Here is a 13,890-nt window from a genome sequence, read left to right on the forward strand (position 1 = left end):
TCAATCGTGGTCGAACGGCAGGTGCATGGGCCGCTCGACGTTGGTCCTCAGGACCATCGTCGTCTCGGTCCGCTCGACGCCTTCGAGCATGAATAGCCGATCGAGGAAGCCGTCGAGAGCCTGGGTGTTGGGCACCCGCACTTTGGCGATGTAGGCGTAGTTCCCGGCCACGGCGTGCAGCTCTTCGATCTCCGGAAGGCCAAGGAGCCTCTCCACCAGATGAGCGGCCGGCTTCCTGGGCTGAGGCGCTATCGCTACGAACGCGCAGATCCCCAGGCCCAACCGGTCGGCATCGAGCACCGCCCGATACCCCTGGATCACACCGGCCTGTTCGAGCTTCCTCACCCGCTCGCCCACGGCGGGTGCCGAGAGGCCGACGGCCTTCGCCAGGGCGGCGTGGGATGCGCGGCCGTCTTCGCGGAGGATCTGCAGGATCTGACGGTCGACTGCGTCGAAGTTCATGGCTCCGCAAAGAGTACCACTCAGGTGATGACCGAAAGACCGATGCAGCCGAGCTTCCCGACCCGGTGCCAGCGTGCTGCTGGTAACCTACGCCGATGCATGCCCTCTTCATCGGCGACGTCTTCGGCAAACCCGGTCTCGAGGTGACGGCCGCCTACCTGGAGAGGTTCGGTGATCGTTACGACTTCGTCGTCGCCAACGGCGAGAACGCGGCCGGCGGTTACGGCATCACCCGTAAGCACTTCGAGCAACTTCGCGAGATGGGGATCGACGTCGTGACCCTGGGCAACCACACCTGGGATCAGGCAGAGGTCGTCGAACTGCTCGAGGAGACGCCTCGGCTGCTTCGTCCTCTCAACTACCCGCCGGGGACGCCCGGCCTCGGGCACGCCAGCTTCGTCGCCCGAGGCGGAGAGCGGGTGACGGTCGCACAGGCGATGGGCAGGGTCTACATGGATGCCCTCGACGATCCGTTCCGCGCGCTCGACAGCGTGGTCGAAGGTGTGACGCCGGGCGAAGCACTGATCGTCGATTTCCACGCCGAAGCGACCTCCGAGAAGAAGGTGATGGGTTTTCACCTGGCGGGCCGCGCGAGCGCCGTCGTGGGCACTCACACGCACGTTCAGACGGCCGACGAGACGATCGCCGACGGAACCGCTTACATCACCGACGTCGGGATGTCGGGCGTGCAGTTCTCCTCGCTGGGGATGAACTTCGAAGAGGTCCACTACCGCTTCGTCACCAAGATGCCCCGGCGATTCAGGCCTGCCGACCGGCCAGGTACCCTCTGTGCCGTCTCAATCGAGATCAGGGGCGGTCGGGCGAAGAGGATCGAGCGGATCCAGTGGCAGGCGGATGGGCCGGAGTAGGGGAGAGCGGGGGTAGAATCCGCCGATGGGCGACCAGTTGACCAAGCGGCAGACGACCGGGGAAGCGTCAGGACGCGAAGAGGCGTTCGCACGGCTGAGGGCCGATGTAGACTTCCTCGCCAGCACCCTGGGCAACGTGATACGGGAGCTCGAGGGCCCGGAGCTCTTCGAGCTGGTGGAAAGGGTACGGCTTCTCACCAAGCGACTCAGGGGCGATCCCCGGCCCGAGCTACAGCGCGAGCTGAAGGAGTTGCTCGAAGGCCTCTCGCTCGAGCGAGCCGACCGGGTGCTGCGGGCGTTCACGGTCTACTTCCAGCTGATAAACCTCGCCGAGGAGATCCACCGGGTGAGGGTCAACAGGCTCCGGGAGGGCAGTTCGACCCTGGAAGCGCCGCGCAGCGAGTCGGTGGCAGCGGCGGTGAAGTCCCTGCGGGACCAGGGCTGGTCGCGAGGTGAGGTCCGGCGCTTCATCGAGGAGCTCGACATCGAGCTCACCATGACCGCGCATCCGACCGAGGTGAAGCGCTACACCATCAGGCTCAAGCTGGAGCGGATCGCGTCGGCCATGCGCAGGCTGTCCGAGCACGACCTCTCGCCGCGGCAACGGAGCGACCTGGAGGACGAGATCCACGCCGAGGTCGCCACCCTGTGGCAGACCAGGGAGCTCTTCTCGGTAAAGCCGACGGTGATAGACGAGGTCAAGAGCGCCCTCTACTACTTCCGGCAGTCGCTCCTGGACGCCGTTCCCCAGCTGATGCTCGACATGGAGGGAGCGCTCGAGAGTTACTTCGGCCGGGGTGGAGAGGATGGAGCGGGCGAAGCTCCGCGCGACGTGGCCGAGGAGCCGTTGCCGCCGGTGATCCGCTTCCGCTCCTGGATCGGGGGCGACCGGGACGGCAACCCGTTCGTCGAGCCGGACACCACCCGGGAGGCGTTCAGACTGCAGTCCGAGGTCGCCGTCGAGCGTCTGCTGCGCGATGTCGATGGGCTGGTGCAGCGGCTCTCGCAGTGGGAGAAGCGGGTGCCGCTCACACCGGAGTTCCGCGAAGACCTGGAGCGCCTCAACGAACTGCACGGTCTGCCCGACCGTTTCGCCGGCGAGCCGTTCCGCCAGAAGCTCTTCCACATCCATGCCTTCCTGCGCGCGGAAGCGCAGAGGGCCCCCGACGACGACCGCGGCGCCGCCTACCCTGGCGGCATCGAAGCGTTCGAAGCCGACCTGCGACTCATCGAGGAAACTCTGGCGCAGGGCCCCGGACAGCGAGTCGTTCGAGCTTTCGTCAGGCCCACCCGTTACCGGGCGGCTGCCTTCGGCTTCCACCTGGCCGCGATCGACCTGCGCGAGCACTCACGCGTACACGAGACCGCGGTTGCCGACCTGCTGCGTTACGGCGGCGTCACCGAGGAGTACGAACGGTTGCCCGAAACGGCGCGCGTGCGGCTGCTGGCGAACGAGATCGCCGACCGCAGACCCCTCGCCCCCGAGGGCGCCGAACTGGCAGAGGAGACGGAGAAGGCGCTGGCGTTCCTGCGGGCGATGCGCGGCGCCCGGCGTCGCTTCGGCGAGCCCGCCGTGGGCAGCTACATCGTTTCCATGACCGAAGGCGTCAGCGACGTGCTCGAGGTACTCATCCTCGCCAAGCAGGCGGGATTCCTCGACATCGACGCGACTCCACTGTTCGAGACCGGCGACGACCTCAAGCGGGCGCCGCAAGTCCTGGAGGAGCTCTTCTCCCTGCCCGGCTATCGCCGGCACGTGGAGGCCAGGGGCATCCAGGAGGTGATGATCGGCTACTCCGACTCGAACAAGGACGCCGGCTTCCTGGCCGCCAACTGGGCGCTCTACGAGGCTCAGGAGGGGATAGCCCGAGTCTGCCGCGAGGCGGGCATCAAGCTGAGGCTGTTCCACGGCCGCGGCACCTCGATAGGGCGTGGCGGAGGTCCCAGCGGTCAGGCGATCCTGGCCCAACCCCCCGGCTCGCTGGGCGGGCGTATGCGCATCACCGAACAGGGTGAGGCGCTAAGCGACCGGTATACCGACCCGGATCTCGCTCACCGCCACCTGGAGCAGGTCGCTTACGCCTTCATCCTCTCCTCCGCCCGGGACGCCCGTTCGCTGGAGGAGTTGCCGGACCGCTTCCGCGAGGCCGCCGGCCGCGCGGCCGATCAGGCGCGTCTCAAGTACCGGGAACTGCTGGAAGCCCCGGGCTTCCTCGACTTCTATCACCAGGTGACGCCGATCGGCGAGATCAGCCGGCTGCAGATAGGGTCGCGGCCGGCTCATCGCAAGGGGGGCAGATCGCTCTCGAACCTGCGCGCCATCCCCTGGGTCTTCTCCTGGACCCAGTGCCGCGCTAACCTGCCGGGATGGTTCGGGCTGGGTAGCGGGCTGAGCGTGCTCGAGGCGGAGGAGCTCCGCAGCATGTACCGGGAGTGGCCCTTCTTCAGGACCATCCTCGACTTCGCCCAGATGAGCCTCGCCAAGGCCGACATGGGCATCTTCCAGAGCTACCTCGAGCTGGTCGAGCCGGAGCTGAGGGAGCGCTTCTGGCCTCTCATCGAGCGTGAGCACCGGCTCTCGGTCGAGCTGGTCGAGCTGGCTACCGGCTCGCCGCTGCTCGAGCACGACCTGACCCTCGCCCGGGCGATCGAGCTGCGCAACCCGTATGTGGATCCGATTTCACATCTGCAGGTCGAACTGCTCAAGCGTCTGCGCAACGGAGGGGACGAGCAGGGCCGTGAGGAGCTCGAGTACGCCATGCTCGTCACGCTCATCGGGATCTCGGCTGGCCTGCGCAACACCGGCTGAACCGCTTCCGGCGTTAGCATTGAGCGTGCATCCTCTCATCTGGTACGAAGGAATCGTTCGATACCATGGGCTGATATCGGTGAGGAGCTGACGTGGAACTACTGTTGAGCGGCGGCATCGTCCTGGTCGCCATACTTCTCGTTTCTCTCTACGCCCTCTACCTGTTCCTCGAGCGCTTCCTGAAGCTGTCGAAGGAGAGGGTGGAGGCCGACGCCCTGATGAACAAGGTCAACGCCGCCATCCGCGACCGCGACCTCGATCTGGCTCTGGCCGCCTGCGAACGCCACGGTGGGCCTGTAGCCAGGGTGATCCAGTCTGCCCTGCGGAGCCTCCCGTACGGCCGTGACGCGGTGGCAGCGGCCTTCCAGGAGGCGACGCTGCAGGAAGAGCAGCGGCTCTCCAGGGGCATCCGGCCGCTCTCTACGATCGCTCAGATCGCCCCGCTGCTGGGCCTGCTGGGCACCGTCACAGGCATGATCATCGCCTTCGGCGAGATCTCACAGCAGGGGACCGGCAACCCCGCCGCACTGGCCGACGGCATCGGCCAGGCGCTGGTCACGACCGCGGCCGGCCTAATCGTGGCCATACCCTCGCTCATCGGCGTCAACTACCTCGCCAGCCGGGTCGACAGCATCATGCTCGAGATCGAACGGCGGCGCGAGGAGCTGATGGGGAACATCGTCCAGGTGGTGAAGGGCCGGCGCGACGAGAAGCGAGACGAGAAGAGGAGCGAGCCCAGCTACGACCCGCTGCCCTCCGAAGCATGAGACGACAGACCCGCTACTACAACCGTCAGCCCACCCTCCTCGACCTGACGCCGATGGTCGACGTGGTGTTCCTGCTGATCATCTTCTTCATGGTGTCGACGACCTTCATCACCTTGGAGTCGGGCCTGCCGGTGGACCTGCCGCAAGCCCAGAGCGCGACGGCTCAGTCGAGCGAGGTTCCCACGGTTACCGTCAACAGCGAGGGGGCGATCTTCGTCGCCGGCTCGCAGGTTCAACAGGCAGACCTGGCTGCCGCCCTCCGTACGCGGCTCGAGGCGAGTGGTCAGGGCACGGTCGTATTGCGGGCCGACCAGTCCGTTCCGCACGGCCTCATCGTGCGAGTGATGGACCTCATCAGGCAGGCGGGAGCGCAGCGCATCTCCATCGCCACGGGTGGCTGAGTGGAGAGCTTCCGGAGCGGTCTGAGGAGTTTCTGGGAGGACGCCGACCGGCGCAGAGCAGGGATGCTCTCGCTGGCGGCACACCTGTGCGTCCTCCTGCTCTTCGTCCTCTGGTTGTCGCAGCCCAAAGAGGTACCGCTCCCCGAGTTCATCGTCATCGAGCTGGGTACTCCCGCCCCTTCCGAGCAGGTGAGCGAAGCGGCCGCCAACGAGGAGGCGGCGCCAACCGCCCCGCTGCCCCGGGTGGCGGAGCAGCAGAGCGGTGAACCCCAGGCGAGGTCAGCCGAGCAGGTCGAGTCGGTAGCCCCGGAACCGGAGGAGGTGACGCGGCAACCCCAGCCGGCGCCGCCACAACCCGCGCCACCACAGGTAGCCGAGGAAGAGTCTCGGGCTCGACCCTCGGTTGCCGCCACACCCACCCCGGCGCCTGCCGAGGAGGTGGCGCAGAGCGACGAACCGCCGGTCGCGCCGGTACCCCAGGTGCGTGCCCCTGCTCCGCAGCCGGCGACCGACCTGCCGGTGGCAACGGCCGCCACGGTCCTGCCGGAGATAGACGAGGTCGATCTCGAGCCGCGGCCGGCCGAACAGGCGATCCGCATCCCGCAGCCCGCTGCGACGGTGGAGGTGCCTGAGGCGCTGACGGTGGCCGTGACCCCGTCGGTCCGGGTGGCTGCGCCCGAGGAGATTCCGAGTCCCGACGCCACCGCGAACGTCGCGCCGCCTCGGGCGATACCCGCTCCCAACGCAAGCGCTCAGGTGGCGGCGGCGCAGGCAGTTCCCATGCCGGGTGCGAGGGCAGAGGTTGCTCAGGCCGTACCGGTGCCGCAGCCAGGCGCCACAGCCCAGGTTGCTGCCGCCGTACCCGTGCCGCGACCGCAGGCGACCGCCAGCGTGGCAGCGCCCACCGCCCTGCCGACTCCGCAGGTATCGGCGAGTGTGGCGGCAGCGGCGCCCGTGCCGCTACTTGGGGTGGAGGCCGAGGTAGCGCAGGCCACGACCATCCCCACGCCGGGCGCCCAGGCTCAGGTACCTACTGCGCGGCCGGTGACCGTGGCAGCGCAGGTCGTGGTGGACAGGCCGAGGGACATACCGGCGCCGACAGTGAGCGCTCAGGTGACGGCCCCTCTGCCGGCACTGGGCGCCGCGATGGCCGGTGCTGCCCCTGCCGGTGCCGCTCAGAACCCCAGCAACCGGATAGATGAGCGACAGGCGGGAGGGAACTCCGATCGGCCGGCGCAGGTGAACCCCGATGAAGGTGCGCTCGCCGGCAACCTTGGTAGGGCAGCCGTCGCCGCCCCCGGTGCCGGCGATGGAGCGACCGCATTGCGGCCCGAGGTGCCGTTCCGCGACAGTCGCCTGAGACCCCTCGCCGTACTGCTCGACAACTTCCGCGGCTACCCTCAGGCCGGCCTGGCCGAGGCTACCGCGATCGCAGAGATGCCGGTCGAGGGCGGCCTCACCCGACTCATGGCGATCTACGACCAGGTCGATCCGGAGCGGGTCGGGCCGATCCGCAGCGCCCGCGACTACTTCGTCGACCTCGCCCGCCGGTTCGACGGCATCCTCGTCCACGACGGCGGCTCCCCGGCGGCTCTCGCCGCGATCGATCGGGGCAGGCTGCCGACCCTGAACGCCTACAGGTTCGGCGAGCTCTTCTCCAGGGGCCAGGGCAGAGAGGCGCCCTACAACCTCTATTCGAGCGGGAACTCCCTGCGCGACGCGATCAACCGGTTGAGTCTCGGCCAGTCGCTCGAGATGCGGGGAGTGGTGCCCCGGCCGCCCGAGGAGGCGCCGGAAGCCGAGGCGGTCGAGGTCAGTTTCGGCGCCAACTACAGCAGCGGATTCGCGTATATCAGGGAGCTGGACATCTACCGTTGGGTGCGCAACGGCGATCCCGCTGTCGATGCCAGCGGCAGGCCGGTCTTCGTGGACGCTGTTCTGCTGGCTCGGATCGACGCCCGCCCGATTCCGGATGACCCGGCGGGACGGCTCTATATACCGTTGCGGGGGGGCGAAGCGACACTCTACCTGCGCGGCAAGGCGATCCCGGGACGGTGGCAGCCTGCGCCGCAAGAGGGGGAGGGGATACTCTTCGTCAGCGATGACGGCGAACAGATGGACCTGGCGCCGTTCCGGACCTGGATGCTCTTCGCTCCCGGATTCGCGCAGGTGGCCAGCCGCTAGCCCCGTCCCCTAGGAGCCGCCCGCCTGGCGGCTCACGATCTCGTCGAAGAAGAGCCCGCGCATCTTGAGGCGGTAATTCGTTGGGGTCGTGTCTATCTCGAGGAAGCAGTACTCCTCGCCGTGACCGTTGGTGTCGAGCAGGATCACACGGCCCTTGGAGGTGAGGTTGACGCCGCCGCGAACGGGTGTGTGCCCGTACACGCCCAACCTGTAGTCGGTGCCCTCGAGCCAGTCGCGCTCCTCGTAGATCCAGCGCCGGCGGTTCTCCAGGTAGAACTCGGTGTCGAACGTGTTGTGCTCCGGCAGAGGCCCGACGTGCGCGAAGTGGAGGTCCTCTAGAACGAGCTCGTGGGGCCAGGAACTCATCCACTCCCTGAGGTCGGCAGGCAGTTCGCCCCCGTGCGCCTCCTTCCACTCCAGGTGGGTGACGTCGTCGGTGCGCAGCGGTCCCTGCTCGGGGTGTGCCGCGTTGTGATCGTGGTTGCCCATCAGGATGGTCATGCGTCCCTCCGGGAGTGTCTCCTGGAACTCCTTCACCCGGTAGAGGAAACGCTCCTGGGCAGCCTCGGCCTTGCGCAGGTGACGCGGGTTGTACTCGTCGTAGCGTCTTACGTCGGCCAGGATCCCGTACTGCTCCCTGCTCTTGGCGTGGGCGAGGTCTCCCAGCAACACCAGCCGTGTCTGATCGTCCTCGAGGAGTCTCGCGCTCGGCTCGCCCTCCTCGTCGGCGATGCCCGCCTCGAGCAGGATGCGCCAGAACTTCTCGGCTTGGGCGTGGATGTCTCCGACGATGACCAGGTGCACGAGTGCCTTCCGTCAGCGGGCAGCTAGGGGCAGCGGGACGTGCGTAGTGGCCCGTCCGCTTCGCCTGAGGCGCTGCTCAGCGTCGCGCCTGGGTCTGGAGGATCGGGAGGGGATCGACGGGCGTGCCGTTGACCCTGATCTCGAAGTGTAGGTGTGAACCGGTGCTGCGCCCGGTGCTGCCGACCGTTGCGATGACCTGACCCGCCGTGACCACATCGCCCACGTTAACAGTCAGCATCGAGGCGTGAGCGTAGTAGTACTCGGTTCCCTCGTTCTCGATCACGACCAGGTAGCCGTAGCCGCCCTGCCAGCCGGCGAAGGTGACGACGCCCGGCACTGCCGCCCGTATTAGGTCGCCGCTCTCTCCGTCGATGTCCAGACCGTAATGCATGTTTGTTCCGCCGATCCGCAACCTGCGGTATCCGAAGCGGGAGGTGATCTCCCCGGTCAGGGGCCAGAGCATCCCGGCCGTCAGCGCCGCCGGGGGAAGCTCGCGAGCCGCTCTGACGAGCTCGCTGCCGGGCACGATCTTCAGTCGCTGGCCGACCCTGATGGTGGTGCTGCCCAACTCGTTCGCGGCCATCAACGCCGAAACGGTGGTGTTGTGGCGACGAGCGATGGCCGAGAGGCTGTCCCCGGGAGCCACGGTGATTATGGGTGCGACGGCACCGCCCTGGTCCTGATGGCCGCCGCCGTAACGGCCGGGCACGGTGAGGGTCGTACCGGGCCGGAGGACCGCGCTAGCCATGATCCCGTTTGCCGAAGCCAGCGCGTCCACCGTCACGTCGTTCTCTCGTGCTATCGCCCAGAGGGTGTCACCCGGAGAGACGGTAACCTCCAGCGGGACCAGGTCCGCGTCGGTTGCCACGATGCTAAGCGTCTGACCGGGCCGGATGACGGTACCGTCGAGGTCGTTGTAGGCGATGAGCCGGTCGACCGTGGTGTCGAAGGCGGTAGCGATCTCATAGAGCGTGTCGCCCGCTTTCACCGTGTAGCTCGACGGGGCCGGGTCGGCTCCCCCTGGCAGAGCGAGCGTCATGCCGGGCTGCAGGTCGTTCCCTACCAGACCGTTGGCGGCCTTGAGATCCTCCACCGTGGTGCCGTGACGTCTGGCGAGATCCCAAAGGGTGTCACCAGGCTTGACCGTGATCTCCTGCGCGCTTGCCCAGGCGAGGATGACGAGAAGGAGGACGACGTGAAGAAAGCGGCGCTGGACGGGCATTGTGCGACAGTTTAACAGCAAATGAGAAGTATGGAATTTGAGAAACATTACGATTTGGGTCCTGACGCACATTCGGCTCATATCGCACTTCCGGTTCGAGCGGATTCCGTTTCCCGAGGGAATTGAGAGTAGCGTCACAATGAGAGGGCCGTTGTGACGAATGCCCCTGTCGCATTAGTGCAATAGCTTCAGGAGGGCAGGATGCGCGTTCCGCCTTTGCCTTGCAGCGCCTCGCCCAGACCGTCAGGGGTCCGGCCGTCTGCGATCACTGCCCAGGTCGCACCGAGTTCGAGCGCGGTGAGCGCTGCTTCCACCTTGGGTATCATCCCGCCCGAGATGGCGCCGTCCTCGATCCGTTCTTCGACCTGCTCGCGGGTGAGGGACTCGAGGCGGGAGTCGGGTGCGGCCGGGTCCTCCAGTACGCCAGGGACGTTGGTGAGGAAGACGACGGGTACCCCCAGGCTTCCCGCCACGCTGCCCGCCACCTCGTCGGCGTTCACGTTGAGCAGTTCGCCTTCCCCGCCGAGCGCCAGGCAGGCGATGACCGGAGTTACGCCGATGCCCAGGAGTCCCTTCAACAGAGGGGCGTTGACGCCTGTCATCGTGCCCACGAGGCCCAGCTGCGGGTCGAAGGTTCGGGCCCGCAGGAGTCCTGCGTCACGTCCCGAGAGGGAGATGGCGGTACCGATCTCCTGGGCCAGCCGCTTACCGAGCAGTGTGAGTGCCCGCTCGATCGGCCCGATCGCCTGTGCCGAGGTCACCCTCAGGCCGCGCACGAACTCTGCGGCGATGCCCTCCCGCTGCAGCTCCGCGTCGATGAACGGCCCTCCGCCGTGCACCACGATGGGCTCGCGGCCCGACCTGGCGGCCCCGCTAATCGTTCGCGCCACCTCGAGGCGTACCAGGTCATCCGTCATCGCGTTGCCGCCATACTTGATCACAATCGGCATGGGTGAGTCTACCCGACCCCCGGCGCAGCGACTTCCTCCCTCCGGGACCGCGATTCCCTCTGTTATGGTGAGGCCAGGCCCCGCTTGGAGGGCCGGCGGAGAGAGGTCCGATGGATAGGCTGGAGTTCGGTACAGACGGGTGGCGAGACGTGATCGCCGACCGGTTCACCTATCGGAACGTCGCTCGCTGTGCCCAGGCGTACGCCGATCATCTCGCCGCGACCGGCGGCGAAAGTGTCGTCGTAGGGTTCGACACCCGCTTCGGTGGCGAGCATTTCGCCAGGCTGGCGGCAGAGGTGCTGGCCGCCAACGGTCTCACCGCTCTGCTGTCGACCACCTTCGTTCCCACTCCGGCACTGTCGTTCGCAGTCCGTCATTTCGGAGCGGCCGGTGGGGTAATGCTGACTGCCTCCCACAATCCGCCGCAATACAACGGACTCAAACTAAAGGGAGCCTATGGCGGCACCGCCACCGATGACATCTACCGGGACGTGGCGGCCCGCGTCGCCGATGTCGACGAGAGCAGGGTGCGTCGCAGCGGCGGCAGCGGGCGTATCGAGCCGGTCGACCTCAGGCCCGCCTACTTCGAACAGCTCGCAGGCCTGGTCGATCTCGGGTTGCTTCGGGGTCTGCGGGGCAAGCTGGTCCACGATTCGATGGGAGGGGCAGCGGGCGGCTGGCTCAGCGGCTTCGTCCGTTTCGCCGACCTGCCCCTGGAGGTGGAACCGCTCCGCAAGCGGCCCGACCCCCTCTTCCACGGCGTGAATCCCGAGCCCCTCCCGCCCAACCTGGCGCCGGCCATCGCACGTGCCCGTGAGGAGAAGGACCTGCTCTTCGTCGCTGCCACCGACGGGGACGGCGACAGGCTTGGGGTCGTGCTCCCGGGGGGCCACTTCTTCAACAGCCACCAGATCTTCGCCGTGCTCCTGGATCTGATGCAGCAGCGCGGAGAGGTGGGGACGGTGGTGAAGACCTTCACCGTTTCGCGCCTGATCGAGCGCCTCGCCCGGCGCCGGGGGCTCGACGTCATCGAGACGCCGGTAGGGTTCAAGCACATAGTGGAACGGATGCTCGAAGGCGATGTGCTGGTAGGTGGGGAGGAATCGGGCGGTATCGGTGTGGCCGGACACATCCCCGAGCGTGACGGCATCGCCAACACCCTGCTGCTGCTGGAAGCGCTGGTCCGCAGCGGCGATACGTTGGCGCAACGTTTCGCTGAGCTCGAGAAGGAGGCGCAGTGGCTACACGCCTACGACCGCGCCGACCTGCGGCTCGAGGAACGGCGAGTCACAGAGGCGGTGATGGCCGCTCTATCCGATCCGCCCGCGACCATCGCAGGGCGACCGCTGGTTTCCGTGGAGAGACGTGACGGAGTGAAGTTGAATCTCGGCGAGGACGCCTGGTTGCTGGTCCGTGCGTCCGGGACCGAACCGTTGCTCCGCGTCTACGCCGAGGCGCCCTCGCCGCGAGAGGTGCAGCGGCTGCTCCAGGAGGCGAAGTCTTTCCTCGCCTCCATCCCCGCCTGAGCGGCTCTCAGACCGTGATCAGGTGCCGCGGCGACTTCGACAGCTGCTCGTGGCCGTCCTCCGTGATCACGACCAGCTCCTCGATCCTGACGCCTCCCTTGCCGGGAACGTAGACGCCCGGTTCGATGGTGACTGCCATGCCGGGGCGCAGTGTGTCCGCAGAATTCCGGGACACCTGGGGGCCTTCATGGATGTCGAGTCCGACACCGTGGCCCAGGCTGTGTGCGAACTGCTGTTCGAGTCCGTGGCGCGCCAACGCCCGTCTCGCCAGACCGTCCAGATCGGCACCTGCACGACCGGGTCCGGTTGCCGCCAGCGACTCCTCGAGCGCCTCGAGGACGGCCTCGTACATCGCCCGTAACTCAGCGTCTATTTTGCCGATCGCGACGGCACGGGTCATGTCGGCGTGGTAGCCGTCGACGGTGGCGCCGAAGTCGAGGGTCACCAGGTCTCCAGTTTCCAGCTTCTTGGCCGATGCGACGCCGTGCGGCATGGCCGACCGGTAACCGGAAGCGACGACGATGTCGAACGACTTCGCCTCGGCGCCCTGCGAACGCATCAGTCGTTCCAGCTCCAGGGCGACGTCCACCTCGCTCATCCCCGGTTCGAGGACGGTGAGGATGTGATCGAAGGCGGCGTCGGTGAGACGCGCCGCCTCGCGCAGAGCGTCGATCTCGGAGGGTCGTTTCACCATCCTCCGGTCCCTGAGGAGGGACCTCAGCGGTACCGGTTCCGTGGCAAGGAGCTTGCGCAGGTCCTCGTATGAGGCGACGCTCAGGTCGTCGGCCTCGAACCCCAGCCTGCCCTCGCCCACCCGTTCGGCCACCCAGGGCAGCCAGTCGCGGCGGATCTCCCGGGGGAGCAGCGTCTCCTCGGCCGCCTGCGCCGTGTACCGGGCATCGGTGAGGAGCCAGGAGCCCTCTTTTCCGATGAACACGCGACCATCCTTAGGGGTCGCGAACCCCGAGAGGTAGCGAACGTTGGCAGGGGAGGTGACGATGAGAGCGTCCAACCCATGCTCGTCGAGGAGGGTCGGAAGTTCTTCGGGTGCTAACGGCATGTCGGTTCCCTCACGATGCGGCCTGGTAGATGGCGAGCAGGTCGTCGACCTCCAGCGACGCGCCGCCGATGAGGCCACCGTCGATGTCCTCCTGTGCCAGCAGCTCGGCGGCGTTGGCCGGTTTCATCGAGCCTCCGTAGAGCACGCGGATGCCGCTGGCGAGTTGCGGGTAGAGCCGTTCGAGCGCGCCCCTTACCGTGCGCGACATCTGCTGGGCGTCGGCGGCGGTGGCCGTGCGCCCCGTGCCTATCGCCCAGACCGGCTCGTAGGCGACGACCAGTTGGTTGGCATCGATCAGCTCGAGACCGGCCAACGCTCCCTCCATCTGCCGCAGGACCACGCCCTCCGCCTCGCCGGCGTCGCGCTCTCTCTCGGTCTCACCCACGCACAGGATCGGCACGAGTTCGTTCCTCTGCGCCGCCCTCAGTTTGGCGGCAACCAGCTCGTCGTCCTCGTGATGGTAGGCCCGTCGCTCGGAGTGCCCTACGATGACGTAACGAGCGCCGGCGTCGCGCAGCATCGCTCCCGACACCTCGCCAGTGTAGGCGCCCTGGTCGTGAGCGCTCAGGTCCTGCGCCCCGAGCTCGACCGGGCCATCCGATTTCAGCCTCGACATCGGCGCGAGGTGTGTCGCGGGAACGTTCAGCAGAAGCTGAGCCTCACCTGCCGCCCCCCCTAGGGAGGCGAGCAGTTCTTCCAACCAGCCTGTTGCTTCGCTGGGCAGCTTGTTCATCTTCCAGTTGCCGGCGATGAGTGGTCGTCTCATGAGCCCAAGCTTTACACTTTCCGGTTCCGCAGGTCACCCCTGGTGCCCGGTGAGGTCGGAAGCGAGTGTC

12 protein-coding genes are annotated in these 13,890 nt (G+C 67.3%); 6 read left to right on the forward strand and 6 right to left on the reverse strand.

The genetic code is table 11. The features are described from left to right. Positions 1–462 carry an Lrp/AsnC family transcriptional regulator gene (locus VF168_01820; protein HEX7002907.1) on the reverse strand — a complete coding sequence of 154 codons (462 nt, stop codon included), beginning with the start codon at positions 460–462 and terminating at the stop codon, positions 1–3. A 95-nt stretch (positions 463–557) separates the two neighbouring features. Here VF168_01820 and VF168_01825 point away from each other — a divergent pair, with 95 nt between their 5' ends. The 5 genes from VF168_01825 (at position 558) to VF168_01845 (ending at position 7,492) form a co-directional block, all read left to right on the forward strand. Beyond that, positions 558–1,331 (forward strand): TIGR00282 family metallophosphoesterase, encoded by a 774-nt coding sequence (locus VF168_01825; GenBank protein ID HEX7002908.1) that lies wholly within the window; start codon positions 558–560, stop codon positions 1,329–1,331. Between the two features lie 25 nt (positions 1,332–1,356). After that, positions 1,357–4,140: a phosphoenolpyruvate carboxylase gene (gene ppc / locus VF168_01830; GenBank protein HEX7002909.1), complete on the forward strand. Its 2,784-nt coding sequence runs from the start codon at positions 1,357–1,359 to the stop codon at positions 4,138–4,140. 92 nt (positions 4,141–4,232) lie between these two features. Then, positions 4,233–4,907, forward strand: a complete 675-nt coding sequence (locus VF168_01835) for a MotA/TolQ/ExbB proton channel family protein (protein ID HEX7002910.1) — start codon at positions 4,233–4,235, stop codon at positions 4,905–4,907. Next, on the forward strand, positions 4,904–5,308 hold the full coding sequence (locus VF168_01840) for a biopolymer transporter ExbD (protein ID HEX7002911.1): 405 nt from the start codon (positions 4,904–4,906) through the stop codon (positions 5,306–5,308). The genes VF168_01835 and VF168_01840 overlap by 4 nt, the downstream gene beginning before the upstream one ends. Then, positions 5,309–7,492 (forward strand): DUF3048 domain-containing protein, encoded by a 2,184-nt coding sequence (locus VF168_01845; protein HEX7002912.1) that lies wholly within the window; start codon positions 5,309–5,311, stop codon positions 7,490–7,492. Positions 7,493–7,501: 9 nt separating this feature from the next. Here VF168_01845 and VF168_01850 read toward each other — a convergent pair whose 3' ends face one another. The 3 genes from VF168_01850 to argB form a co-directional block, all read right to left on the reverse strand. Next, positions 7,502–8,296, reverse strand: a complete 795-nt coding sequence (locus tag VF168_01850) for a metallophosphoesterase (protein HEX7002913.1) — start codon at positions 8,294–8,296, stop codon at positions 7,502–7,504. Positions 8,297–8,372: 76 nt separating this feature from the next. Beyond that, a complete protein-coding gene (locus tag VF168_01855) occupies positions 8,373–9,518 on the reverse strand; it encodes a LysM peptidoglycan-binding domain-containing protein (protein ID HEX7002914.1) in 1,146 nt (381 codons plus the stop codon). Between the two features lie 188 nt (positions 9,519–9,706). Beyond that, complete coding sequence (argB, locus tag VF168_01860) at positions 9,707–10,468, reverse strand: acetylglutamate kinase (protein ID HEX7002915.1); 762 nt, start codon at positions 10,466–10,468, stop codon at positions 9,707–9,709. Between the two features lie 110 nt (positions 10,469–10,578). Between argB and VF168_01865 the strand changes: the two genes are divergently transcribed. Continuing rightward, complete coding sequence (locus tag VF168_01865; GenBank protein HEX7002916.1) at positions 10,579–11,994, forward strand: phosphoglucomutase/phosphomannomutase family protein; 1,416 nt, start codon at positions 10,579–10,581, stop codon at positions 11,992–11,994. A 7-nt stretch (positions 11,995–12,001) separates the two neighbouring features. Here the strand turns inward: VF168_01865 and VF168_01870 are convergent, their stop codons facing one another. Then, positions 12,002–13,054, reverse strand: coding sequence for a Xaa-Pro peptidase family protein (locus VF168_01870; protein HEX7002917.1), 1,053 nt, complete (start codon positions 13,052–13,054; stop codon positions 12,002–12,004). A gap of 10 nt (positions 13,055–13,064) precedes the next feature. Continuing rightward, on the reverse strand, positions 13,065–13,820 hold the full coding sequence (gene tpiA / locus VF168_01875; protein HEX7002918.1) for a triose-phosphate isomerase: 756 nt from the start codon (positions 13,818–13,820) through the stop codon (positions 13,065–13,067). Positions 13,821–13,890: the final 70 nt, after the last annotated feature.

Source organism: Trueperaceae bacterium, assembly GCA_036381595.1.
GTDB lineage: Bacteria > Deinococcota > Deinococci > Deinococcales > Trueperaceae > DASVCN01.

Excerpts from the sequence above, each read along its gene's own strand:
- VF168_01820 (HEX7002907.1), bottom strand. The coding sequence starts at position 462 with ATGAACTTCGACGCAGTCGACCGTCAGATCCTGCAGATCCTCCGCGAA.
- VF168_01855 (HEX7002914.1), bottom strand. The coding sequence starts at position 9,518 with ATGCCCGTCCAGCGCCGCTTTCTTCACGTCGTCCTCCTTCTCGTCATC.
- ppc (HEX7002909.1), top strand. The coding sequence starts at position 1,357 with ATGGGCGACCAGTTGACCAAGCGGCAGACGACCGGGGAAGCGTCAGGA.
- VF168_01825 (HEX7002908.1), top strand. The coding sequence starts at position 558 with ATGCATGCCCTCTTCATCGGCGACGTCTTCGGCAAACCCGGTCTCGAG.
- argB (HEX7002915.1), bottom strand. The coding sequence starts at position 10,468 with ATGCCGATTGTGATCAAGTATGGCGGCAACGCGATGACGGATGACCTG.
- tpiA (HEX7002918.1), bottom strand. The coding sequence starts at position 13,820 with ATGAGACGACCACTCATCGCCGGCAACTGGAAGATGAACAAGCTGCCC.
- VF168_01865 (HEX7002916.1), top strand. The coding sequence starts at position 10,579 with ATGGATAGGCTGGAGTTCGGTACAGACGGGTGGCGAGACGTGATCGCC.
- VF168_01870 (HEX7002917.1), bottom strand. The coding sequence starts at position 13,054 with ATGCCGTTAGCACCCGAAGAACTTCCGACCCTCCTCGACGAGCATGGG.
- VF168_01840 (HEX7002911.1), top strand. The coding sequence starts at position 4,904 with ATGAGACGACAGACCCGCTACTACAACCGTCAGCCCACCCTCCTCGAC.